Source organism: Mycolicibacterium duvalii, from assembly GCF_010726645.1.
Lineage (GTDB): Bacteria > Actinomycetota > Actinomycetes > Mycobacteriales > Mycobacteriaceae > Mycobacterium > Mycobacterium duvalii.
On sequence record NZ_AP022563.1, the window covers coordinates 4,657,312 to 4,679,473 of the forward strand.

Consider the following 22,162-nt stretch of genomic DNA (forward strand, 5'->3'; position numbering starts at 1 on the left):
CGAAATGAGCGCTCAGGTGTGGGCCGGGGTGTTGGCGAACTGGTCGGTGATGGCCTGGCAGAACGCCGGCAGGTCCTTCGGTGACCTGCTGGTGATCAGGTTCCCGTCGATGCAGACCTCTTGGTCGACGACCGTGGCGCCGGCGTTGCGCAGATCGGTGCGCAGGCTCGGGTAGGACGTCAGCGTGCGGTCCCTGACCACGTCGGCTTCCACCAGCGCCCAGGGACCGTGGCAGATCGCGGCCACCGGCTTGCCGGAGCGCATGAAGTCGCGGACGAAGGACACCGCCGACTCGTCGAGGCGTAGCTTGTCCGCGTTGACGGTGCCGCCGGGCAGCACCAGCGCGTCGAACTCGTCCACCTGGGCGCCGGCGACCTCACGGTCGACCGGGATGGTCCCCGCAGGTTCCAGATCACTGTTGCGTGCGTCGATCTCACCGGATTTCACCGACAGAAGCTCCATCTGGCCGCCGGCCTGTAGCACGGCGTCGCGGGGCTGTTCGAACTCCACCTTCTCGACACCGTCCGCGGCGAGAAAGGCGATCTTTCGGCCTTGCAGTTCGTTCGGCATGTCAGATCCTCTCATCGGCTCTGCTGCCGGTTACCCGCTGCGGGCCGATCGAATCGGTCGCGCCGTTACGGGTGTTCCGTGTGCGGCGTGGGGCTCTGGGTCGACTCCCACTTCGACTCGAGGGCGCGCGTCACGCGGGTGCCGGCCGCCATCTCGAGCTGGAACGTCTCGGCGTTCTCGTCTTCGAAGGTGATGCGGAACGCGGAGACGTCGGACCCCCCTGCATCACCCCGATCGACGTGGACCACCTTGCACGGCCGCTCACCGGCGCCGCGGTCGACGACGACGAGGTCGCCGGGGGCGACGTCTTCGATACGGTCATTGGACGAAACGTTGGACATCGTTCGACCGTATCCGACGTCGGCGAACCCGGGGAGTCGGGCTGCTGCAGCCTCCGCCGTCGAATCCTGCTGGCATGCAGCGTGATCAGGCCATGCAGTGGACGGCTTGGCGCGGCAGCAGCGCCGCTGCAGAAGTATGACGTCTCGTTTGGCGGTATCTCCGCCGGGTAATGCTGGTGTGACGTATTCGGTCGAAGGAGACGGCGATGGCAGGTCGAAGGGTGGCGCGGTGCGCCATCGCGGTGGCGTTCGGAGCGTGGACAGCGTTGACCAGTGTGGCGGCGACGCCGGTCGCCTCCGCGCAGCCGTGTCCGGACGTGGAGGTGATCTTCGCGCGCGGCACCAACGAGGCTCCCGGCGTCGGCGGGGTGGGTCAGGCGTTCGTCGACGCGGTGCGCGCGCAGGCCGCCCCGCGCAGCGTGGGCGTGTATGCGGTGAATTACCCCGCGGGCGACAACTTCTCGGCCCGCGAGGAGTTCGCCCGTACCGTCATCGACGGTGTCCGCGACGGCGCCGATCGCGTGCAGACGATGGCCGCCAACTGCCCGGACACCCGGTTGATCCTCGGCGGCTACTCCCAGGGCGCGGTGGTTTCCGGCTTCGTCACCTCCGACGTGGTGCCGGCAGGTGTGCCCGCCGCGGTCGCACCTGCCCCGATGCCTGCCGATGTCGCCGACCACGTCGCAGCGGTCGTGTTGTTCGGCACGCCCTCGGGTGAGTTCCTCAGCAAGTACCAGGCCCCGGCACTCACCATCGGCCCGCTCTACGCGGACAAGACGCTGCGGCTGTGCGCCCCCGGCGACGGCATCTGCTCAGGCGTCCCCGGCGGTGGTCCGTCGCTGGCGCACGCGTTGTACCCGGTGAACGGGCAGGTCAACGACGGGGCCCGGTACGCAATCGAGCGACTCTGACCCGCCCTCGGTGCCGGTGGGGCGTTCAGCCCCCCGCCGGCACCGGGTAGCGGTCGTTGACATCGGCGTTGGTGTCCTTGCGAGCGCAGTGCGCGCAGCAGAAGATGCCGTCGTCGGTCTCGATGCCGTGGCCGAGGATGCGACACCCGCAGTGCCGGCAGTCCGGCGCCAGTTGCACTGCGGCGCACTCCACGCTGTCGAACGTCGCCGACCGGCCGTCCGGCCAGTTCACGGTGAACGCCTTGTCGTAGTCGTTGCCGCAGGTGTCGCAGATGGCCATCAGGGAGTCCTTTCGGTTGCTGTCTGGACCTCGGTTTCCCGCCTGCCGACACGGCAAACGTCCTACCGATGGGTTTGACCAGCGGCGAATGGGGCATGAAGGAGAGGCGACGTCGTATCCGCGTCGCGCAGATTTGCAGCAAGGAGCCCACGTGACGACCGCATACACCGACTTCGACACTGTCGCGACGCCTGTCGGGGTGTATCCACCGCAGCAGGACTCCTATCTTCTTGTCGAGGCGATGGAACAGGCGGGTCTGGCCCCCGGCTCGCGGGTCGCCGATCTGTGCACCGGCAGCGGTGTCGTCGCGGTCGCTGCGGCCGCGGCCGGTGCCGCGGAGGTGACCGCCTTCGACATCTGCTCCAACGCGGTGCAGTACGCCAGGGCCAGTGCGTCGGCCGCGGGCATGGATGTGTCGGTGCATCGGGGATCTTGGGCCCGCGCAGTCGAATTCGGTCCTTACGACCTGGTGCTGGCCAATCCGCCATATGTACCGCACCCGCCGCTGGACGACACGTCGGTGATCCCGTCGACGGCAGGACCTGCGCAGGCGTGGAACGCCGGCACCGACGGGCGCCTGGTACTCGATCCGCTGTGCGCGGCAGCCCCGCTGCTTCTCGACGAGGGCGGCACGATGCTGATCGTGCACTCGGAGTGCTCCAATGTGCAGCAGACCCTGCGCGGGTTGCGCGTGCACGGTATGCGCGCGGAAGTCGTTGCCCAGCAGGTCATTCCGTTCGGCCCGGTGATGACTGCCCGGGCGCAGTGGCTGATGCAGTCCGGGCTGCTGGCCCCTGGTGCCCGGTGCGAGCGGATCGTCGTGATCCGCGCGGACGCGCCATGACCGACCAACCCGCCCGCCTGGTACGCGTCGTGCCGGGCGGGCCGGTGCTCGTCGAGGGACCGGTGTGCATCGAGCTGCCCGACGGCGGCGTCGTCGAATCCGATCGCTTCATGGTCGCGATCTGCGCGTGCCGCCGGTCGAAGACCTACCCGCTGTGTGACACCAGCCACCGGCGGCGCCAGCGCGGCGACGAGCAGAGCGCCCACTCTGCCGCCGGAGGCACCTGAAACGGGCTCTGGGACAGCCGTTGTCGCGGTCAGTCCAGCGGACGGCGCAACGATGAGTGACCGTCGAGCCAGCACTTCATCAGGTGTTCGGCCAACCGGTCTTCCACCAGCCCGAACGCCCGGATGCCGAACACCACGTCCTGGTCGAGCCCCGGTTCGCGGGCGACGAGGTCACCGACCACGTCGGTGCGGACCACCTGTTCGTGCACCGCGTCGGCCTCGACGTGTTCGCGGTAGAACCCCGCGCACTCCTGCGGTGCGCCGAGGCGTTCCAGCGCGGCCACCATGCGTCGCGACCCGGGCGGAGACGTCACCTCGGTCGCGGCGAAGTGCCCGACCGCGGCGCCGCGCCAGCGGCGGTGCAGACCGAACATCGACATCACGTTGACCACCGCGAGTGACTCCGCCGGAACCGTGTCGAGATAGCCCAGGTAGGTGGTGTCCAGGTCAGCGGCGGCCATCAGGTCGGTGAACAGCTGCTGATGCAGTCGGGCGCCTTTGCCGGCGCCGTACTCGTCGAACTCGACGGCCACGAACGAGGCCTTGGCCTGCCCGGTCAAGCGCGGGATCGCGAACGCGTGCGGATCACCCTCCTTGAGGTGATACACCGAGCGGTGCACGAAGTACTCGCGCATCTGGTCCCATGTGCCCTCGTCCCGCAAGAAGTACGAGGGACCGTTGCCTTGCAGCGGCTCCACACACAGCGCGTCGAGTTCCTCGAGCGCGCTGACGTCGGGGCCGATGTGCCCGACCCCGCGGCGCAGATCCTCGAGGAACAACTCCTCCAGACGCCCCCGCAGATACAGCAGGCCCGGATTCCACTCCCACCCGGGATCCACACCGGCGAATCCGCGGTAATGCAGTTCGTAACAGATGTAGAGCGCCAACTGCACGTCTAGGCCGGCCGGATCGGCGTCGGCCAGCGAGGTCTCCACACGGGTCAGGTAGCGCAACTGCGCCCGCTCGGCCAGCAGGTCCACCACGGACATCGAGATCGGTCCGCGGGGCTCGGGCAGCACGGGTTGAACCAGGGTCGGCATCACGGCACTCACGTACCCCGGAGGCCAAGAACCAAACAAGCTTTCGAAGCCCTGACGCCTTACCCACCGGGCCCCGGTGCCTACACATCTTGCCGCCTTTCTCACATGTCGGCGGATCACCCATCGCATCCGGGCCGGACGGGTAACCCAGGAGCAGGCGCACAAAAGATGTGCTCACCGATCTTGCTCATCAACTCGAAGGGGTGAAACACAGATATGGCCACCGTCAAGAACAATGAGGCCCGAACCAACGAGACGGCGACTCTGATCGCCCAGCTCCGCACCGTGCTCGATCTCACGCACACCGAGATCCAGGTCGCGGAGACCCGCGTCACGCAGGCCCGCACCGATGCGGTACGCCGCGAACTCACCGAGAACGCCGAGAACGCGCGCATCCGCGCCGAGGCCATCCAGCAGGCGATCCGCGATCTCGGCGGGTTCCCCGACGTTCTCGGCCCGTTCCTGGGCCGGGCCGCGGCGGCGGTCAAGGCCCTCACCGAGCAGGCCGAGCCGTTCGACGAGGCGCTGCTGGGCGACCTCGCTCTCGAGGGCCAGCTGCTCGACCGGGCGCGCTACATCAAGGCGCTGGCCGTCGGCGCCAAGAACACCGAAGTCGAGGAGCTCGCGACCCGGCTGATCACGGCGCACTCGGCCACCGTCGAGTGGCTGACCACCGTGCTGGCCGAGGACGCGTTGGGCGGTCCCGCCGCGCTGCGGCGCACCCCGATGCAGGCCCTCGCCGGCCTCGCGGTGAAGGTCGTGAACCTGCCGCTGACCTGGTCGACCCGCGGCGCCGATCGCGCGGCCGAGGCGCTGCGCTCGGTGCGTCCGACGATCAACGACCTGGCCGAGCGCAGCACGCGCACCGGTGACATCGCCGCCCGCGCGCTGTCCGGCGCCCGTGATTCGGCGCTGGAAGCGGCCGAACGGATCACCCGCGAGCAGGGCGCCGAGGACGCGGCCGACGCGATTCACGCCGCCCGCGGGGCGACCGGGACGCTCGAACCCGGCGAGCTGCCGATCAGCGACTACGACGACCTGACCGTCACCGAAGCGGGCAACGCCGTCAAGGAACTGACCGACGCGGCCGACATCCGGGTGATCATCGCCTACGAGGAAGCCCACAAGAACCGTCAGCGTGTGGTCTCGGCGGCCCAGGCCCGCCTCGCCGCGATCGCGCAGGAGGTCGTCGGCATCAGCTGACGTCCCTTCGCTGCCGACCGGTGCGAGCCACGTGCTCGCACCGGTTCGGTGCGTTTGACGACGGGTAATGCGGGTACCCGCCTGACCTCCGACCGGTGGCTGTCGCCGGTCCTGCGGGTGGGAGGCGTCATGTCAGTTTCTCGATCGGCCATCGCCGGTCATCCGGGGGTGTTGGGTGCGGCCAGGGACTCCCTGCGGCGGCTGGTGGGCCATTTGCGCACGACGTCACAGCCCCCGCCGCCGGCATGGAGCAATGAGCCGTCCTCACCGGTCAGATGGTGGAAAGCTCTGTAATTCCAGACCTGCAAACGCCGGTGACCAGGGTTGCTGGCAGGTATGTCCCTTGACGAAGTGTCGAACTGCCGATTAGAGAAGTCCGTGTTGAGATGATGATCGGGGCAACGACACGAGGGGGTCGAACGTGGCGACATCGAAGGGCGGTCGGCCCGCGGTCGTGGTGACCGCGGTGGCGTCCACCACCGCGCTGGCCACCGACGCCGAGTCCACCTGGTCGCAGCTGCAGGCCGGTAAGAGCGGCATCGGGTCGATCGCCGAGTTCCTGCCGGGCGACGTCGAGTTGCCGGTCCGCATCGGCGGCCGGGTCACCGAGGATTTCGACGCCGAACTCAGCCGCGTCGAAGTGCGCCGGTTGTCGTACATGCAGAAGATGGCCCTGGTCCTGAGCCGGCGGCTGTGGGCGGCGGCGGGCGATCCGGAGGTGGAGACACGCCGCCTTCTCGTGTCGATCAGCCATGCCTTCGGCAGCACCCGCGACCTGTGGACCGGGTACGAGGAATTCAAGAGCCGGGGTCTGCGGGCGATCTCCCCACTGGCGGTGCAGATGCACATGCCCAACGCTCCGGCCGCCGCGGTGGGTCTGGACCGCCAGGCCAAAGCCGGCGTGATCGCGCCGACCGTCGGCGACGCCTCCGGCGCGTCGGCCATCGCCGAAGCGTGGCGGCTGATCACCCTCGGTGAAGCCGACGTGGCCATCTGCGGTGCCGTGGAATCGAAGATCGAGCCGCTGCCGATCGTGGTGTTCAACAACATGGGAATGCTGGCCACCGACAACGACGATCCCGAGGGCGCGTGCCGGCCCTTCGACCAGAACCGGACCGGCATGGTCTTCGGCGAGGGCGGGGCGCTGCTGCTCGTCGAGTCCGAGGAGCACGCGGCCGCGCGCGGCGCGACGCCGCTGGCCCGTCTGATGGGCGTGGGCACCACGTCCGACGCGTACGACCTGCTGCAACCGGACCCCTCCGGCGAGCAGGAAGCCGCCGCCATCAGCCATGCGGTGACGCTGGCCGGGCTGGCTCCCACCGACATCGACCACGTCAACGCCAATGCCGCCGGGACCAAGGTCGGCGACCTGACCGAAGCGCGCGCCCTGCGTCAGGTGTTCGGTCACCATCAGCCGGCCGTGACGGCCCCCAAGGCGGCGCTGGGGCACGCCATGGGCGCCGCGGGGGCCATCGAGGCCGTACTGACCGTGCAGACGGTCCGCGACGGCGTCGTCGCCCCGACGCGCAACCTGCAGACCCTCGATCCCGAGATCGACCTCGATGTGGTGACCGGAGAGGCGCGCCCCGGCGACTACCGCTACGCGGTGAGCAACACGCTGGGGTTCGGTGGCAACAACGTCGCGCTGGTCTTCGGCAAGTACTGACCCGCCCGGCCCCGGCGGTCGCGGGACACCGTGAACCCCGGGTGCCGGACCGCTGCGTAATCTTCTCGTGGTGACACTCGCCTACGACGACGCGTTGCGCGACGGCATCCGGGAGCGGCTGGCCCGGCACCGGCGCCGTGTCGTCACCGATGCCGGCAAGCGGCGCGCCGCGGTCGCGGTGGTACTGGTGGACTCCCTGGTCGGGGAGGACCGCGTCGATCCCGCACCCGTCGAGGACTGGATCGCCGGGCGGCCGATGCCCGAGGATCTCGACGGACGCATGGTCGACGTGTCCGGCGGCGCCGCGTTCTTCCTGTGCCGGCGGGCCGCCCGGCTCTCGTCGCACTCGGCGCAGTGGGCGCTGCCCGGTGGTCGCCTCGACCCAGGCGAGAACGCCGTCGACGCGGCGCGACGGGAACTGCACGAGGAACTCGACGTGCAGCTGCCGGAGTCGGCGGTGCTGGGCCAACTCGACGACTACCCGACCCGCTCGGGTTATGTGATCACCCCGGTGGTGATGTGGGGCGGGGGCCGGCTGGACCCGCGCCCCGCGCCCGACGAGGTGGTGGCCGTCTACCGGGTCGGGCTACATCAGCTCACCCGCGCCGACTCCCCGCGCTTCGTGCAAATCGCCGAGAGCCCCCGTCCCGTCGTGCAGATCCCGCTGGGCAACGACCTGATCCATGCCCCGACCGGGGCGGTGCTGTTGCAGCTGAGGTGGCTGGGGCTCGAAGGTCGTCCCGACCCCGTAGACGAGATGGAACAACCGGTGTTCGCCTGGCGTTGACACGCACGGGTTTGTTTGCTCGGTCGCTCGGGTAACCGACCCGGGACCGACACGAACCCGACTGGGGACGACAACTGCCATGACATCTGTACAGCTCACCGGCCACCGCGACCTCCGTGGTCGCAGCCCGCTCTCCCTCCGGCGTCTTGCGCTGACCTCGGCGATGGTAGCGGCCGGCTTCGCCGGATGGCTGGCAGCCACCGTCGATGAGCAGCCGGTGGCGTCATCGCCCAGACCGGTCACCGCCGTGGTGGCTGCGCCCGCGTCGGTCGGTTCGGAGGCGCAGCCCCCCGCACGGGAGTTCCAGCGCAGCGGCCAGATCGTCGCGCTGTCCGACGACACCGTGACCATGGCCACCGACGGTCGGCTGACCACCTTCCGGGTCACGCCGCAGACCACGCGGATCACCGTGCCCGGCGCCGAAACCTTCGCGCCCGCGCAGAGCGTGGTGGTGCTGGGCATCGTCCGCGACGGGGTCGCGGTGGCCACGGCGATCGCCGACGAGCGCGCGGTCGGACCCGACGGGCCACCGATGGATTACCAGCTGCCGGTCTGATCACTCCAGCCGGGGCTGTTCCGCCATTCCTGCACCGCTTGGGCCAGTCCGGGCGCCAGCATCGGTAGCTCGTCGATCAGCGGCAGGCACCCGACGAACTGCAGGCGCCGCGCGGAGTCCATCAGCTGCTGCACATCCGGATCGGTGGCGCGCAGGCCCCGTCGCACCGCCGCCGCGTCGTACTGCGCGGTGGCGTCGCGACCCAGCAGCGCGATGTCCCACTCCACGGGTCCCATGCAGACATCCTCGAAGTCGCTGAACAGGATTCCGTTCCGCGCGTGAATCACGTTGTGCGACGGTGCATCGCCCTGGATGGGCTGAACGGTGGCAGACGGGAACGCCGCCTGGAACGCCTCGGCGGTCGACAGCACGGCACGCATCGCGTGGAATTCCGTCCAGACCCGATCCAGATCGGCAGCCGACAACAGGCCGCCCGGCCGCAGCTGGTCGAGCAGCTCGGGCAGGCCGAGGTTGAAGGGCGCGAGAAACGGCAGTCGACCCGGGTAGTCGGCCAGGCGCGCATGCAGTTCGGCGCTGTAGGCCAGATCGGCGCCGCGGTAGGGCTGGTGGTCCTCGGCGAGGTCGGCCAGTTCCCAGAACGTGATCGGAAAGCCGTCCTGGCGCACCGGCCTGCGGGGAACCTGAGCCGCCGGTCGCACCACCGGAACGCCCCGGTCGGCCAGCCAACCGGCGACGTCGAGTTCGCGCTGCTGGCGGCTGTGCTGCGCATCGGAATCGGAGCTTCCCGTCAGCACCACCGGGATGCGGGCGACGACGGGCTCCGGTTCGAGCTGCACCACCACGGAGAACGCGTCGTGCAGCACGCGGGCGCGCGTCGCCGACAGCCCGAGGGCGGTTGCCGCGCGCAGCGCCGCAGCGCACGCCCGCCGGGTACGTCGGGCGAGCTGCTCTGCGGTCTGCAGTGGGCTCACCGGCGCCACCTTAGCGACGGAGCTGACCGGTCAGCTCGGCATTTTCGCGGCGGTCGGGCCGGACGAGCTCACAGCCGCTTGCGGATCTTGTTCTTGATCTTGTCCGGCAACGCGTCGGCGACGAGCAGGGACGGGAGCAGCGCCGGCTCGCTCATCAACGCCCGGAAGACGGTGCCGACGGTCACGCCGTGGTCGGGCCGGTCCAGCACGGCGACGGCTGCGCCGGCGGCGACGGTGCCGGGTTCGATGACCCGGAAGTATGCGCCGGGCAGGTTCGCGGCGGTGAACGTCTTCATCCAGCCGGGCCGGTCCAGCCAGGCCGTGAAGGTACGACACGGGGTGCGCGGGCTGGTCACCTCCAGAACCAGTCCGTCGTCGCCCACCGACCAGCGCTCCCCGATGACGCAGTCGGTGAGGTGGACGCCGGACGTGGTCAGGTTCTCCCCGAACACCCCGTTGGTCAGGGCCCCGCCCAGGTCGGTCTCCCAGCGGTCGAGATCCTCGCGGGCGTAGGCGTAGACCGCCTGATCGTCACCCCCGTGGTAGCGGCGGTTACCGATGGTGTCGCCGGCCAGACCGCTGCCCGGCCCGCTGCGCGCCGGTCCGGGTGCTCGTACCGGCACCGGGCCCGGGCTGGGCCGTTTGTCGATCCCGGAACGCAGCCGGCCCAGCTGCACCGGCGCGGACGCGACGTTGACCGTCAGAACGGAAGCCATGAGCACCAGCTAACAGCATCCAATGATGTTGGCCGACAGCAGGTCCCCGAGCGATTGCGCACATCGCCGAAACGCCTCTGATGGTTGGAATCGGTTGTGGTGCTTGGTACATGCTGGCTGCGCTCCGACCGTCCCCACCACCCGGGCAGCGGACCTGTGGGATAGTCGAGTTGGGCCAGACCTTCAGGTTGCCGAAACATGCGGGCAGAGAACTGCCGCGTTCGCGCACGCCGCCTACGCGGTTGAGCACACGGTTCGTGGGCAGTGTCGCGACCAGTTCGTCAGAATGGTTCGTAACCCCAGGTCCCCATACGGTTCGTTTGCGGATCGCTGAAAGGGAAGGACGGTCGATGAGGTCGCCGAGCGACCCACCGCGCATGGCACACACTCCTGCCATGCGTCGGGGAAGCGCTTGCCGGCGCCGTCGGTCGGAAGGGGGAGCGTTTCAGTGACGCCGCTTCGTCTCGTCAGCCGTCCAGGCGAAGACGGCGCAATCGCCGATTTTCTGGACCGGATGTCGGGCGGGCCTTCGGCGCTGATTCTGGAGGGCGAAGCGGGCATCGGCAAGACCACGGTGTGGTTCGCTGCGATCGACCGGGCGCGGCAGCGCGGTTTCACGGTGCTGTCGGCGCGGGCGGCCGAGGCCGAATCGGTGCTGGCCTATGCGGGCTTGGCCGACGTGCTGGGCAACGTCGACGCAGCGGCGTGGGCGGCTCTGCCGGCGCCGCAGACGCGGGCGTTGGAACGGGTCCTGTCGCACAGCCACGACGTGAGCCATGAAACCGACCAGCGCGCCGTGGCCGCCGGATTCTGTTCCCTGATCGATTCTCTGGCAGGACACGCGCCGGTACTGCTGGCGATCGACGATCTGCAGTGGCTCGATCCGTCCAGCGTGCACGCGGTCGCGTTCGCTGCCAGGCGGCTGACCGCGCGAGTGGGGGTGCTCGCCACCGAGCGGATCGATCCGGCGTCGGGCAGTGCGTGTTCATGGCTGCAGTTGCCCAGACCTGAAGCCCTCGAGCGCGTCAAGGTCGGTCCGCTGAGCCTTGGTGGACTGAGCGCGGTCGTGTCCGACCGGTTGGGCCGGTCGGTGTCCAGACCGACGATGGTGCGGATCGCGGAGATTTCGGGCGGAAACCCGTTCTATGCGCTGGAGTTGGCGCGGGCGATGGAGGTGGAGCCGGCCGGCGCCGCAACAGGCCTTCCGAACACGCTGGCCGATTTGGTACGGGCCAGGGTCGGCGGGCTCGATTCCGACGTCCATGAGGCGTTACTCGCGGCGGCCTGCATGAAAGAGCCGACCATCGACCTCATCGCGGGTGCGACCGACGCCGACACCGAGGAAACCGCACGGCTGCTCGAGGATGCTGAGGACCAGGGCCTTGTTGTCATCGACGGGCACCAGATCCGGTTCGCTCACCCGCTGTTGGCCAGGGGCGTCTACACCGGGGCCGGCCGCTCCCGGCGCCGAACGTTGCATCGCCGGTTGGCCGGCCTTGTCGAGGAGCCTGAACTCCAGGCGCGCCACCTGGCTCTGGCGTCGGTCAGCGCTGATCCGAAGACACTGGAGTCTCTGGACCAGGCCGCGAAAATCGCCCGTGCGCGGGGGGCGCCGGCAGCCGCCGCCGAACTACTGGACCTGGCCCTGGGACTGGGCGGTGACACCCCGGAGCGGCGGATCCGCTCGGCGCACAATCACCGCGACGCCGGAGACTTGAGGCGATCCCAGGAGCTGCTGCAGGCCACCGTCGAGGAACTCGACGCCGGCAGAGTGCGCGCAGAGGCACTCAGCCAGCTCGCCGCCGTGCGGGCGGTCGATGCCGATTACCAGCAGGCCGTCAGCCTCCTGGAGCGCGCGCTGAACGAGGCCGAGAACGACGACGCGCTGCGCGCCCAGGTTCTGGTCAGCTTGTCGTTCGCGTTGCTGCATGCCGGCCGACTCACCGCAGCAGTGCGAACAGTCGACGACGCGGTGGCCGCCGCTGAACGCGCCGGCCAACCGCACCTGCTGTGTCAGGCGTTGAGTTTGCGCGTCAACGTGCGCTTCCTGCGAGGCGACGGCGTTGACCAACAGTGCCTGCAGCGCGCCCTCGAGTTGGAGGACGAGCACGCGCCGGTACCGATGACCTTCCGGCCCAGCGTGCACCGCGCGATGTACTCGTCGTGGACCGGCGATCTCCAGCGCGCCCGCGACGAGACGGCCGCGATCCGGCAGCGCTGCATAGATCGTGGCGAGGAGAACGACCTCATCCACGTCACGTTCCACAGCTTTCAGATCGAGCTCTGGCTGGGCAGACTCGACCGTGCCGAGGTGATCGCCGACGAAGCGACGCAACGCGCGCGCCAGCTGGGCGGCGACCTGGCCCAGGCAACCGCCCTGACGATGCGCGCGCTGCTGTTCGCCCATGTCGGTCGCGAGGACGAAACCCGTGCCGACGCCCACGCCGCGCTGGAAGCCAGCCTGCGGTGCGGCGCCCAGATCCTGGCGGTGTGGCCGATCACCGCACTGGGCTTGTTGGAGTTGTCGCTGGGTAACTATGACTCGGCGGTGACCACGCTTTCCCCGCTGATCGAGGTCCTCGAAAAAACACCGGACGCCGTCGAGATCTGCACCGCTCCGTTCGTCGCCGATGCGGCCGAGGCCCTGATACAGGTGGGCCGGCTCGGTCAAGCCGAAGCGTTGGTCGAGCGGCTCGAACGCTGCGGGCACCGGCTCGATCGAGCTCGGATGCTGGCCGTCGGCGGACGCTGCCGCAGCATGTTGCTGGCGGCGGGGGGCCACGTGGACGCCGCAAGCGAGGCCGCGCGGCTGGCGCTGGCCCACCACGACCGACTGCCGATGCCGTTCGAACGTGCGCGCACCCAGTTGTTGTGGGGCCGGCTCCAGCGCAGGCAACGGCACAGAGACGCTGCCGCGGCCAACATCCGTGACGCGCTGTCTGTTTTCGATGACCTCGGGTGTGCGCTCTGGTCTGTGCGTGCCCGCGCCGAGTTGGACCGCGCCACCGCCGTCCGCACCGAGGATGCCGCGCAGCTCACCAAGTCTGAACGACGGGTCGCCGAGCTGGTCGCTTCGGGAATGTCCAACCGCGAAGTCGCCGCGGCGTTGTTCATCAGCCCGAAAACCGTGGAGGTCAACCTCTCTCGCGTGTACCGCAAGCTCGGCATCCGCTCGCGGGCCGGTTTGGCCCGCCGGATGGACGCGCCCGACGGCGCCGAGCAGGAAGATCCCGGCCGCTAGACGAACCTAATCGAGCAACTCCCACTGATCGTTCTCGCCGACCGGGGCGGCGGTCACCCGCACTGTGCGTTCGACCCCGGCCTCATCTGCTGCGGTGCAATCCAGGAACTTGCCGACCTCCACGGCACGCAACCCGGCTCCGCAGGTCACGGTGACCGGGAAGCCGACCTGATTCGAGATCTCCTCGGAGAGCGCCGCGGCGGTGTCGGGCAGGTTGTAAAGGGTGTCCAGCGTGGCGAAATCGACGTTGTAGTCGTCGTCGGTCACGGTGGCCTCGACCCGAACGGTCTGCCCGCCCACCTCGGCGGTGCAGACCAGCTTGTCCCCCGTGCCCGGGGATGGCGACTTGCGCGGGCACTCCAGCGACGACACCTGCTGCTCGATCGGTTGGTAGGTGGTGTTCAATTCGTCGGTGATCGCGGTCTCGAGCTTGTCGTAGTCCAACCCGCCCGTAGAGACCGACATCTGGCAGGCCGGCAACACCAGGATGGTGCCAGCCAACACCAACGCCGGTGCCGATCGCAGTCCTGGTGTCATGATCGCCTCGATTCAGGGTCAGCAGGATTTCATGATCATAGACCTCAGAGCCCGGTCAGGTCATCGGGAACGTCAACGGCATAGGCCTGCAACACATTCAGCGGCACGATGTCGAGCGTGCGCGCATGGGTGGACGCCAGCACCACCGGACAGGCGAAGCCGTCCTGGTGGGCGCGCAGCCAGTTGCGTGCGGTCACGCACCAGCGGTCGCCCGGCATGAGGCCGGGGAAGCGATAGACCGGCATCGGGGTCGACAGGTCATTGCCGATACCGCGTTGGTGGGCAAGGAATTCCGCGGTCACCACCGCACAGATGGTGTGGCGGCCCAGGTCCTGCTCGCCGGTGCTGCAGCAGCCGTCACGGAAGAAACCGGTCATCGGGTCGGTACCGCACGGCGTCAACGGTCCGCCGAGCACATTCTGCTCTGGTTGCTCTGGCACCGCCTCAGTATCGCGCCGACCTCAGATGCTCAGCCGGCGATACCGCGCAATCCGCCGGATTCCGGACGCCGGCGCGGGGCCGGCCGGTACGGCCAGAGCTTCGCGTAACCGGGTCCGCACCGCCGCGGCGTCGAAGTCCATGCCGATGGCCACCAGGCTGCTGCCCGACGGTCGCGCGCCTGACGCGGCCGCCACGTGCACCGACGAGCCGACCACGTTGACGACGTAGCCGCGCGTCTGCGACCGGTACCGCACCGCGACCGTGCCCTTCATCCGGTACACCCCCGCCGGTGGTTCCTCGAGCAGATCGAACACCGCATCCGGGTCGGCGCACCCGTCGGTCACCACCGTCACCGAGTCGGCGTGGGTGTGGTCATGCGTGCCGTCCGCAGCCTCGCTGTCGTAGAGCAATTCGCGAAAAGTCAGCTGCCCCGTCTCGTCGCCGCCGGCCACGTCGTAGAGCAGCGCGGGGTCGATCCGGCCGCCGACCGCACCGATCACGCGTGCGTGCGGGTTGCTCGGGTGTATCCGCTCTTCGACACGCCGCAGCACCGCAACTCGCTCGGCCTCGGCGACCTGGTCCAGTTTGTTCACCACGACCAGGGATGCCGCGCGGTAGCGCGCCGGCGGGGCCGCGTCACGGTCGACGGTCTCGAAGTGCCGTGCCGCGTCGAGGACGTCGATCACCCCGCCCGGCCGGACCCGGTCGACGCCGCTGAACCGGATGATGCGCGAGATCGCCACCGGGTCGGCCAGTCCGCTGGCCTCGATGATGATGGCGTCGAGGCGCAGCTTGGGGTCGGCCAACCGGGCCAGCGCGACATCGAGGCCGCCGTCGTCGGGCAGGCAGCAGATGCAACCCCCGGCGATCGAGGCCGGCTCATCGACCTGACCGGTGACCAGCGCCGCGTCGACGTTGAGCTCACCGAAATCGTTGATCACCACGCCGATCCGGGCACCCGGGCTACGGAGCACGTGGTTGAGCAGCGTGGTCTTGCCGGCCCCGAGATAACCGGTCAGCGCGATGACGGGGATGGGCTGCACGGCACGACAGCCTACCCAGGGTCAGGGCAACTGGTTCTTGACCACCAGGCCGTCTTTGACGATCACGGCGAGATGGGCTGCCGGATCGCCCAGCAGAGCCAGGTCGGTCGTCGGGTCGCCGTCGACGAGCAGCACGTCGGCCCAAGCGCCCGGGGTGATTTCGCCCAGCCGGGCCGCGCGGTACGGATCGCGCTGACCCGACAGGCGGAACAGTTCGGCGTTGCCCGAGGTGACCATGGTCAGCGCCTCGAACGTGGTCATGTACTCACCGAGCCGCACCAGCATCTGGCTCTGCACGTCGTCACGTTCCGGCTCGAACAGCAGGTCGGTGCCCCAGGCCACCTTTACGCCGTGTTTGGTGGCCCATCGGTAGAGCTGGTCGGTGCCTGCGCAGATCTCCCGATTCTTGGCCGCGCTGTCGGGATTGAGGAAGCTGTGATCGTGCTCGGCGAACGGCTGGGTGGACAGCCACACTTCGCGTTCGGCGAGGAGTGCGACGGTGTCCTCGTCAGCGAGGTGGCCGTGCTCGATGGACCGCACGCCGGCCTCGACCGCCCGCCGGATCCCGGTGACGTTGTAGACGTGGGTCGCGACATAGGTGCCGTAGTCGCGGGCGGCCTCGACGGCGGCGCGCAATTCGGCCGGAGTGAACTGTACCGTGTAGAGCGGGTCATACAGCGATGCCGCGCCGCCGCCCACCATCAACTTGATCTGCGCCGCACCGGATTTCAGCTGCTCACGCACCGCGGCGGTGACCCGGTCGGCGCCGTCGGCGACCCGCATGAACCCGATCTGCTCGGCCCGGGACGGCGCGCCGCCCAGCGCGGTGGGCGTCTCGTAGACGAAGCCGAAATCGCCGTGGCCCCCGGTCTGCGACACCGCGGCCTGGCTCGGATAGATCCGCGGGCCGAGCTCGGGCGCCTCGTCGATGACCTGCTTGATGCCGGCGGTGTCACCGGCCATGTCGCGCACAGTGGTGAAGCCGCGCAGCAGCGTGTCCTTGGCGCGGGCCAGGGTGCGGGCCGCCAACAGGGTCTGCGTGCCCATCGCGAGGTCGAGCAGCGTGTTGGCCATGCCCACCAGATGCACGTGCGCGTCGCTCATGCCCGGCATCAACGTCCGGCCACCACCGTCGATGACGGTGGTGCCGGGGGCCTCGGCGATCGGTGAGGGTTCGACGGCGGCGATGGTGCGGCCCTCCACCAGCACATGACCGTCGGTCAGCCGGGGCGTCCGGCCGTCGAAGATCCGGACGTTCTTGATCAGCAGACGCTTCGTCGCAGCGTTCGCCGCACCCATACAGACCTCCCGTGTCGGCCACAGGTTAGCGCCGAGGTGGCCGGACATGGTGGGAGGTCCGGCACGGCGCACGGTGCGACGTGCAGAAGCCGGGCCTGATCAGGTCAGGCCCGGCTTCCGCGGCGCCGCGTCGGAGTCGCGCTGTGGCGAATGGGTGGGTGTCGTACTACGGAGCGGGGATCGATGCGCAGCCCACGCCGGGGATGCAGCCCGAGGCGCCGCCGGGTCCGGCCGAGCCACCAATGCCGCCGGGGCTCAGGCTGCCGCTCGCGCCGCCCGGCCCTGCCGTGCCGGCGGGGCCGCCGGGAATGGCGCCGGTGGCACCGTCGGGGCCGGCCGCGCCGCCGGGTCCACCGGGGATGACGCCGCTGGCGCCACCGGGCCCGGCCTCGCCCGCCGGGCCGCCGGGGACCGCACCCGCTGCGCCGCCGGGTCCGGCGGTGCCGTTGACGGCACACGGGGTGCCGTCCGGGTTGAAGCACGGCGGCGGCGCCGGTTGCGCGAAGGTCATCGGGGCGGTAGCGATCGCAGTTGCCGCAGCGCCCGCAAAGACCAGGGATCCAAGGGTTCCGAGTTTCGATGTCTTGTTTCGCATGACAGTTAGATTGCCCGTCGGTCACGGCTCGAAACCTGTTTACTTGGTGCCCCTAACCATTCCTCGGCCGCTGCGGCACCCGCTGTCAGCCGCCCTCGGCGCAGCGGGGTGGCCGAACTGGCATCCTGGCTCAATGGGTTTGGTGTTCCGGCTGCTCGAGTTGTTGCTGCTGCTGGTGCCCCTGGCAGGCGTGGGCTATGCGACGTGGCGGGGCATCGCGGCGGTGCGCGGGCAGCGGCCCGCGGCGGTGGAACCGGGACCGGCGACCGATCCGACTGCGGCGCAGCGCAGGGCGGTGACGCGCGCCGTCGAGGAACACGACCGCACCGACACCCGTTGGCTGGACTACGAACTGGACGTCGGCAAGTTACTGGAGTATCCGCTGATGACCGACATGCGGGATCCGCGCACCGAGCGGTTCCACCGGGCCAAGCTGCGGGCCGACTTTCACCGGCCCGCTGACGTCGAGGATCTGGTCGCCGACCGGGCGGCGATGCAGGAGTACCTGGACGCGGTCGGCGAGTACGCGACCGCTTTCGACATCGCCGAGGCCGAAGCGATTCGCCGGCGCCACGGCGGGTACTCCGCGGAGGAGCAGCAGCGGTTGGGCCGTGCCCAACGCCTGCTGCGTGTCGCCGCCGACGAGGCCGCCACTCCGCAGGAGCGGGAGCGGGCCTACCGGCTGGCGCGCCGCGAACTCGACGGCCTGCTGGTGCTTCCGCCCCGGGCCCGCGCGGTTTTGGAGCGCAACATCGCCGGCGAACTCGGCGACTGATCTCCAGGCGCGCTACCGCTGCGTCGCGTCCTCGAGCGCTTGGAGAGCCTCCCCGGTGTAGACGGCCAACCGCTGCAGGTGCGGCAGCCGATCGCGGCAGCCGACGAAGCCGACGTTGATGGTTTCGGCGTAGCTCTGCAGGGTGATGTTCAGGGCCATGCCGTGGATCGGGATGGACACCGGGAACGTCGCCTCGAGCCGGGAACCGTTGAAGTACAACGGTTCCCGAGGTCCGGGCACATTCGACACGCACAGGTTGAACGTGTAGGGCCAGGGCGGCTCGATGCCGGTCAGCGCGCCTGCGATCTGGCTGCCGGCCGGGGCCAGCAGCGCGGCACTGTAGGCGATGATCGCCGCCGGTGACATCTTCTGCAGTTCGGCCTTCGCGGCGTGCGTGGCGGCGGTGACGGCCTGGAGGCGCTGCACCGGATCGGCGATGTCGGTGCCCATCGGCGCCAGGATCGCCCCCACGGCGTTGCCGCCGCCCTCGTCACCGTTGGGTCGGACGTTGACCGGCAGGAACGCGACCAGCGAACGGTCGGGCAGCTTGTCCACCTCGGCGAGGAAGGTGCGCAGGCCCCCGCCCATGATGGCCAGCGCCACGTCGTTGATGGTGGCGCCGTGCGCAGAGCTGAGCTTCTTGAGCCGGTCGAAGTCGTATTGCTGGGTGGCGAAGCGGCGGTTGCGGCTGATCCGGGCGTTGAGGATGCTGTGCGGCGCCGACGCCGACCCGGCGATGTGCCGGTAGTCGCCGTCGCGCCGGATCTGGGTGTTCACCAGCGCGGAGGTCAGCCCCGCGGCGGCGTTGAGGCCGCCGGCCACGGTGGACCCGACCCCGGTCAGCGCGCGCACAGCCGACGTCAGCGGGTTCGACGCGCCGGCCGGTGCAGGCTCGGGCGCCTCCCGCGCCGAGCGCGGCGGGGCCGGGATGTTGAAGAAGAAGCGGGTGTCGCGGGCATCCGGGTCGCGCGACAGGCTGCGCGCCAGCATGCGCATGGCGCTGTACCCGTCGACGAGTGCGTGGTGCACCTTCGCGTACAACGCGAAGCGCCCGCCCTCCAGACCCTCGATGACGTGCAGCTCCCACGGCGGGCGGGTCAGGTCGAGGTGGTTGCTGTGCAGCCGGGACACCAGCACGCCCAGCTCGCGCTGATCGCCTGGGCTGGCCAGCGCGGAGCGCCGCACGTGATAGTCGAAGTCGAAGTTGTCGTCGGTGACCCAGCTGTGCAGCGGACTGAACTGCAGCCGCGGATGGGCCAGCTTCAGATTCCACGGGGCGACCACCTCCTGCGTGCGCGCCTCGTCGATCATCGTGCGCAGGAAGTCGGCGGGCGCGTCGGGCGGCGGGGTGAACGGCAGTAGCCCCGCCACATGCATTTTCGAGCTCGGTGTCTCGCCGTAGATGAAGAGAAGGTCTTCCAACCCGAGCCGTTTGGTGGTCACCACGTCACGTTACGCCGGGACGATCAGGTTCCACAGAATGTCCGGAAACCTGTCGTGAACTCCTTGTCGCCCGGTTCGGTGTAGCGCTCGAGTCCCGGGCGTTCGACGTACGGGGCCTGCACCACCGACAGCAAGCGGTCGAACGGCGCGAGGTCACCCTCGGCGGCGGCCGTCAACGCTTCCTCGACCAGATGGTTGCGGGGGATGTAGACCGGGTTGACTCGATCCATCGCCTCGGCGTCGGGTCCCAGCGCGCGCCAGCGTTGTGTCCACTCGTCGAACCGCGCGAGGTCGACGAACTCGCCGCGCACCGGCTCGGCGTCCCCGCGCGCCGCGGTGGCCAACCGCCGATAGAACGAGGTGTGGTCGATGTGGCTCTGCTGCATCTGCTCGAGCAGGTCGGTGATCAACGGTTCGACGGTGGGGACGGCGGCGTCCGGTACCCCGAGTTTGGCCCGCATCCCCGCCGACCACTGTGTCTCGTAGTGCATCTGGAAGGCCCCGAGGTGGGCTTCGGCCAGCCGGATGGCTTCATCGGTGTCCTCGCCGAGCAGCGGCAGCAGTGTCTCGGCGAAGCGGGCCAGGTTCCACAGCGCCACCGACGGCTGATTGCCGTAGGCGTAGCGGCCCCAGCTGTCGATCGAACTGAAGACGGTGGCCGGGTCGAACGCCTCCATGAACGCGCACGGGCCGTAGTCGATGGTCTGCCCGGAGATCGTCATGTTGTCGGTGTTCATCACTCCGTGGACGAAGCCGACCAGCATCCACTGCGCGACCAGCCGGGCCTGGACGGCGATGACGGCGTCCAGCAGGGCCAGGTACGGGTTCTGCGCGTCGGCCGCAGCCGGGTGGTGCCGGGCGATGGCGTGGTCGGCGAGCCGGCGCAGCACCGCCGGGTCACCGGTGGACTGGGCCACCAGCGCGGCGTACTGGAAACTACCGACCCGCAGATGGCTGTCGGCCACGCGCGCCAGCACCGCCCCGGGCTGGATCGTCTCGCGGTAGACCGGGCGGCCGGTGGCCACGACCGCCAGCGCGCGTGCGGTCGGAATGCCCAGGGCGTGCATGGCCTCGCTGATCAGGTACTCGCGCAGCATCGGTCCGACGGCGGCCAGCCCGTCGCCGCCCCGCGCGAACGGGGTCCGCCCCGAGCCCTTCAGGTGGAGGTCGCGCATTCGGCCGTCAGCGTCGACGACCTCGCCGAGCAGCAACGCGCGGCCGTCCCCGAGCCGGGGCGCGAACCCGCCGAACTGGTGACCTGCATAGGCCTGGGCGACCGGGGTGGCTTGCGCTGGAAGCGTCGCGCCGACCAGCAGCCCGATGCCGTCGGGACTGCGCAGCCAGTCGGGGTCGAGGCCCAGCTCGGCGGCGAGCGTTTCGTTGAGCACCAGCAGTGTCGGCTCGGGGGCCTCCTCGGCCTTCCAGCCCACCGCCAGCTCGGGCAGTTCACCGGCGAACCGGCTGTGGAGTGCGAGGGTCACCCCATCCAGCCTACGGAGCCGGCGGGATCACCGCGATGCCGTCGACGTCCTCTCTCACCGGGAACCGCCGGCCCCCGTCCTCGTAGACCAGGGTGCCCGCGGGCGCGGCGTAATCGTCGGTGTTCGGCAGCAGTAGTGCGCGCTTGCCCGGCTCCAGCTCGGCGGTCTGCAACGCCGAGGTGGGCGGGGAGAGCTGCGCGATGGTCGAATCGACCACCTGCCACACCAATGGAGGTGCGCTCGGCGGGGCGCCGCAATGCCACGTCGACAGGCTCAACTCCGGCAGGCCCTCGGTCGGCCACCACAGTCTGGTGACGCGCGATCCGGCGGCGGGATCCGCGCCGGCCACCTCGAACGTCTCCTGGGTGCCGTCGGCTTTGGACTGCACCACCGCCGCGGTGCCGCAGGCGCCGTCGACGGCGCGATAGAGCGCGTAGGCCAGCTCCGCCCCGTCGGGGCTGAGCCGGGCCACGGTCACCGGGCTGTTGGCGTCGGCTTGCCCGAGCGGGGCGGGCGGACCGGGACCGCGGACCGCGTAGAGGGTGTCCGGGCCGCCGAACGGTGACGGGGGCGCCTCGACACGTGCCAGCACGGCGGTGCCGCCACGTGCGACGACCAGCCGGGGCGCGCCGGGCGGAACCCCGGCCGCCGGTGGGAGGGCGACTGTCTGCGCGACCTGGGGGGCCGCGTCCGGGTCCGACAGGTCCAGGCGCATCAACCGGTCGGGCTGCTCCCACCACACCACGGCACTGTCCCCGCTGGTGCCCAGGGTGGGGCCGACGGTGACCGGCCGGATGCTGCCGCGCCGCGTCACCACGTCCAGGGTGGCCAGTCGGTTGTCCTCGGTGCGCGCGAACACGAAGCGGCGGTCCTCGGTGGTGATCAGGTCGTTCGACGTCGGAAAGGTGCCCTTCACTGTCGCGACGACTCGGGTGCCGTCGACCAGTCCGATCTCGTCGGCCGCGCGGTAGGCCAGCAGCGGGCCGGTGGGCTGCGTCGTCGTGGTGGTCGGGTCGAACGGTGAGCTCGGTTCGGTGCCAGGCGTCGGGTCGGGCGCCGGCTCGACGCCGGTGCAGGCGGCGACCAGGGCCGCGACGACCGCCAGCGTCAGCAGCAGCAGCGACCGCGACCGCGTCAGGAAAGTGGCGTGTGTAGTCATGGCTGCTGTCCATGGTGCCGTGCGTGCCGGGCGCGTGAACACGGCGACTGGGTATGGTGATGCCCGCCGGGAGCG

General features: G+C 69.9%; 23 protein-coding genes. 9 read left to right on the forward strand and 14 right to left on the reverse strand.

Features of this window, described 5'->3' with window-relative positions; translation table 11 throughout:
- Positions 1-12 precede the first annotated feature (12 nt).
- Positions 13-570, reverse strand: coding sequence for a type 1 glutamine amidotransferase domain-containing protein (locus G6N31_RS22020; protein ID WP_098004239.1), 558 nt, complete (start codon positions 568-570; stop codon positions 13-15).
- Between the two features lie 65 nt (positions 571-635).
- Positions 636-911: a hypothetical protein gene (locus tag G6N31_RS22025; protein ID WP_098004240.1), complete on the reverse strand. Its 276-nt coding sequence runs from the start codon at positions 909-911 to the stop codon at positions 636-638.
- A 206-nt stretch (positions 912-1,117) separates the two neighbouring features.
- Between G6N31_RS22025 and G6N31_RS22030 the strand changes: the two genes are divergently transcribed.
- Positions 1,118-1,822 (forward strand): cutinase family protein, encoded by a 705-nt coding sequence (locus G6N31_RS22030; protein WP_098004241.1) that lies wholly within the window; start codon positions 1,118-1,120, stop codon positions 1,820-1,822.
- Positions 1,823-1,847: 25 nt separating this feature from the next.
- On the opposite strand, the gene G6N31_RS22035 is transcribed toward G6N31_RS22030, so the two are convergent.
- Positions 1,848-2,102, reverse strand: a complete 255-nt coding sequence (locus G6N31_RS22035; protein ID WP_098004242.1) for a metallothionein — start codon at positions 2,100-2,102, stop codon at positions 1,848-1,850.
- A 151-nt stretch (positions 2,103-2,253) separates the two neighbouring features.
- Between G6N31_RS22035 and G6N31_RS22040 the strand changes: the two genes are divergently transcribed.
- Entirely contained in the window at positions 2,254-2,946 is a 693-nt protein-coding gene (locus G6N31_RS22040) for a class I SAM-dependent methyltransferase (RefSeq protein ID WP_098004243.1), read from the forward strand.
- Positions 2,943-3,173 carry a CDGSH iron-sulfur domain-containing protein gene (locus G6N31_RS22045; RefSeq protein WP_098004244.1) on the forward strand — a complete coding sequence of 77 codons (231 nt, stop codon included), beginning with the start codon at positions 2,943-2,945 and terminating at the stop codon, positions 3,171-3,173. The genes G6N31_RS22040 and G6N31_RS22045 overlap by 4 nt, the downstream gene beginning before the upstream one ends.
- Before the next feature lie 29 nt (positions 3,174-3,202).
- Here G6N31_RS22045 and G6N31_RS22050 read toward each other — a convergent pair whose 3' ends face one another.
- The gene (locus G6N31_RS22050; protein ID WP_098004303.1) at positions 3,203-4,213 is read right to left on the reverse strand and encodes an iron-containing redox enzyme family protein; all 1,011 of its coding nucleotides are present in this window, start codon (positions 4,211-4,213) and stop codon (positions 3,203-3,205) included.
- A 216-nt stretch (positions 4,214-4,429) separates the two neighbouring features.
- Between G6N31_RS22050 and G6N31_RS22055 the strand changes: the two genes are divergently transcribed.
- The 4 genes from G6N31_RS22055 (at position 4,430) to G6N31_RS22070 (ending at position 8,425) form a co-directional block, all read left to right on the forward strand.
- On the forward strand, positions 4,430-5,416 hold the full coding sequence (locus G6N31_RS22055) for a hypothetical protein (RefSeq protein WP_098004245.1): 987 nt from the start codon (positions 4,430-4,432) through the stop codon (positions 5,414-5,416).
- Between the two features lie 421 nt (positions 5,417-5,837).
- On the forward strand, positions 5,838-7,082 hold the full coding sequence (locus G6N31_RS22060; protein WP_098004246.1) for a KasA/KasB family beta-ketoacyl-ACP synthase: 1,245 nt from the start codon (positions 5,838-5,840) through the stop codon (positions 7,080-7,082).
- A 70-nt stretch (positions 7,083-7,152) separates the two neighbouring features.
- Positions 7,153-7,869: an NUDIX hydrolase gene (locus tag G6N31_RS22065; protein WP_098004304.1), complete on the forward strand. Its 717-nt coding sequence runs from the start codon at positions 7,153-7,155 to the stop codon at positions 7,867-7,869.
- Positions 7,870-7,948: 79 nt separating this feature from the next.
- The gene (locus G6N31_RS22070; RefSeq protein ID WP_133117702.1) at positions 7,949-8,425 is read left to right on the forward strand and encodes a hypothetical protein; all 477 of its coding nucleotides are present in this window, start codon (positions 7,949-7,951) and stop codon (positions 8,423-8,425) included.
- On the opposite strand, the gene G6N31_RS22075 is transcribed toward G6N31_RS22070, so the two are convergent.
- Together G6N31_RS22075 and G6N31_RS22080 are read right to left on the reverse strand one after the other, a co-directional pair.
- Positions 8,407-9,357, reverse strand: coding sequence for a phosphotransferase (locus tag G6N31_RS22075; RefSeq protein ID WP_234815373.1), 951 nt, complete (start codon positions 9,355-9,357; stop codon positions 8,407-8,409). The two genes, G6N31_RS22070 and G6N31_RS22075, sit on opposite strands and share 19 nt — an antisense overlap.
- 68 nt (positions 9,358-9,425) lie before the next feature.
- Positions 9,426-10,073, reverse strand: coding sequence for an MOSC domain-containing protein (locus G6N31_RS22080; protein WP_098004248.1), 648 nt, complete (start codon positions 10,071-10,073; stop codon positions 9,426-9,428).
- Between the two features lie 448 nt (positions 10,074-10,521).
- Between G6N31_RS22080 and G6N31_RS22085 the strand changes: the two genes are divergently transcribed.
- On the forward strand, positions 10,522-13,314 hold the full coding sequence (locus G6N31_RS22085) for an AAA family ATPase (protein WP_264033342.1): 2,793 nt from the start codon (positions 10,522-10,524) through the stop codon (positions 13,312-13,314).
- Between the two features lie 6 nt (positions 13,315-13,320).
- Here the strand turns inward: G6N31_RS22085 and G6N31_RS22090 are convergent, their stop codons facing one another.
- From G6N31_RS22090 to G6N31_RS22110, 5 genes are all read right to left on the reverse strand, one after another.
- Positions 13,321-13,851 carry a DUF4333 domain-containing protein gene (locus G6N31_RS22090; protein WP_098004249.1) on the reverse strand — a complete coding sequence of 177 codons (531 nt, stop codon included), beginning with the start codon at positions 13,849-13,851 and terminating at the stop codon, positions 13,321-13,323.
- 44 nt (positions 13,852-13,895) lie between these two features.
- Positions 13,896-14,228, reverse strand: coding sequence for a DUF2237 family protein (locus G6N31_RS22095; protein ID WP_234815377.1), 333 nt, complete (start codon positions 14,226-14,228; stop codon positions 13,896-13,898).
- A gap of 84 nt (positions 14,229-14,312) precedes the next feature.
- Positions 14,313-15,335 carry a CobW family GTP-binding protein gene (locus G6N31_RS22100; RefSeq protein ID WP_098004251.1) on the reverse strand — a complete coding sequence of 341 codons (1,023 nt, stop codon included), beginning with the start codon at positions 15,333-15,335 and terminating at the stop codon, positions 14,313-14,315.
- Between the two features lie 21 nt (positions 15,336-15,356).
- Positions 15,357-16,634, reverse strand: coding sequence for a metal-dependent hydrolase family protein (locus G6N31_RS22105; RefSeq protein WP_098004252.1), 1,278 nt, complete (start codon positions 16,632-16,634; stop codon positions 15,357-15,359).
- A 166-nt stretch (positions 16,635-16,800) separates the two neighbouring features.
- Positions 16,801-17,145, reverse strand: coding sequence for a hypothetical protein (locus G6N31_RS22110; protein WP_098004253.1), 345 nt, complete (start codon positions 17,143-17,145; stop codon positions 16,801-16,803).
- 217 nt (positions 17,146-17,362) lie between these two features.
- Between G6N31_RS22110 and G6N31_RS22115 the strand changes: the two genes are divergently transcribed.
- Positions 17,363-18,004, forward strand: coding sequence for a hypothetical protein (locus G6N31_RS22115; protein ID WP_098004254.1), 642 nt, complete (start codon positions 17,363-17,365; stop codon positions 18,002-18,004).
- 12 nt (positions 18,005-18,016) lie between these two features.
- Here G6N31_RS22115 and G6N31_RS22120 read toward each other — a convergent pair whose 3' ends face one another.
- The 3 genes from G6N31_RS22120 to G6N31_RS22130 all read right to left on the reverse strand — a co-directional run bounded on the left by G6N31_RS22120 (position 18,017) and on the right by G6N31_RS22130 (position 22,087).
- Positions 18,017-19,381, reverse strand: coding sequence for a WS/DGAT/MGAT family O-acyltransferase (locus tag G6N31_RS22120; RefSeq protein ID WP_234815378.1), 1,365 nt, complete (start codon positions 19,379-19,381; stop codon positions 18,017-18,019).
- Positions 19,382-19,470: 89 nt separating this feature from the next.
- Positions 19,471-20,928 carry a protein adenylyltransferase SelO gene (locus G6N31_RS22125; RefSeq protein WP_098004256.1) on the reverse strand — a complete coding sequence of 486 codons (1,458 nt, stop codon included), beginning with the start codon at positions 20,926-20,928 and terminating at the stop codon, positions 19,471-19,473.
- A gap of 10 nt (positions 20,929-20,938) precedes the next feature.
- Entirely contained in the window at positions 20,939-22,087 is a 1,149-nt protein-coding gene (locus tag G6N31_RS22130; RefSeq protein WP_098004257.1) for a hypothetical protein, read from the reverse strand.
- Positions 22,088-22,162 lie beyond the last annotated feature (75 nt).

What these genes read in the sequence shown, in the direction of transcription:
- G6N31_RS22090 (WP_098004249.1), bottom strand. Translation starts at nt 13,851, where the DNA reads ATGACACCAGGACTGCGATCGGCACCGGCGTTGGTGTTGGCTGGCACC.
- G6N31_RS22115 (WP_098004254.1), top strand. Translation starts at nt 17,363, where the DNA reads ATGGGTTTGGTGTTCCGGCTGCTCGAGTTGTTGCTGCTGCTGGTGCCC.
- G6N31_RS22045 (WP_098004244.1), top strand. Translation starts at nt 2,943, where the DNA reads ATGACCGACCAACCCGCCCGCCTGGTACGCGTCGTGCCGGGCGGGCCG.
- G6N31_RS22120 (WP_234815378.1), bottom strand. Translation starts at nt 19,381, where the DNA reads ATGCATGTGGCGGGGCTACTGCCGTTCACCCCGCCGCCCGACGCGCCC.
- G6N31_RS22070 (WP_133117702.1), top strand. Translation starts at nt 7,949, where the DNA reads ATGACATCTGTACAGCTCACCGGCCACCGCGACCTCCGTGGTCGCAGC.
- G6N31_RS22020 (WP_098004239.1), bottom strand. Translation starts at nt 570, where the DNA reads ATGCCGAACGAACTGCAAGGCCGAAAGATCGCCTTTCTCGCCGCGGAC.
- G6N31_RS22130 (WP_098004257.1), bottom strand. Translation starts at nt 22,087, where the DNA reads ATGACTACACACGCCACTTTCCTGACGCGGTCGCGGTCGCTGCTGCTG.
- G6N31_RS22025 (WP_098004240.1), bottom strand. Translation starts at nt 911, where the DNA reads ATGTCCAACGTTTCGTCCAATGACCGTATCGAAGACGTCGCCCCCGGC.
- G6N31_RS22035 (WP_098004242.1), bottom strand. Translation starts at nt 2,102, where the DNA reads ATGGCCATCTGCGACACCTGCGGCAACGACTACGACAAGGCGTTCACC.
- G6N31_RS22050 (WP_098004303.1), bottom strand. Translation starts at nt 4,213, where the DNA reads ATGCCGACCCTGGTTCAACCCGTGCTGCCCGAGCCCCGCGGACCGATC.
- G6N31_RS22095 (WP_234815377.1), bottom strand. Translation starts at nt 14,228, where the DNA reads ATGACCGGTTTCTTCCGTGACGGCTGCTGCAGCACCGGCGAGCAGGAC.
- G6N31_RS22080 (WP_098004248.1), bottom strand. Translation starts at nt 10,073, where the DNA reads ATGGCTTCCGTTCTGACGGTCAACGTCGCGTCCGCGCCGGTGCAGCTG.
- G6N31_RS22055 (WP_098004245.1), top strand. Translation starts at nt 4,430, where the DNA reads ATGGCCACCGTCAAGAACAATGAGGCCCGAACCAACGAGACGGCGACT.
- G6N31_RS22030 (WP_098004241.1), top strand. Translation starts at nt 1,118, where the DNA reads ATGGCAGGTCGAAGGGTGGCGCGGTGCGCCATCGCGGTGGCGTTCGGA.
- G6N31_RS22105 (WP_098004252.1), bottom strand. Translation starts at nt 16,634, where the DNA reads ATGGGTGCGGCGAACGCTGCGACGAAGCGTCTGCTGATCAAGAACGTC.
- G6N31_RS22110 (WP_098004253.1), bottom strand. Translation starts at nt 17,145, where the DNA reads ATGACCTTCGCGCAACCGGCGCCGCCGCCGTGCTTCAACCCGGACGGC.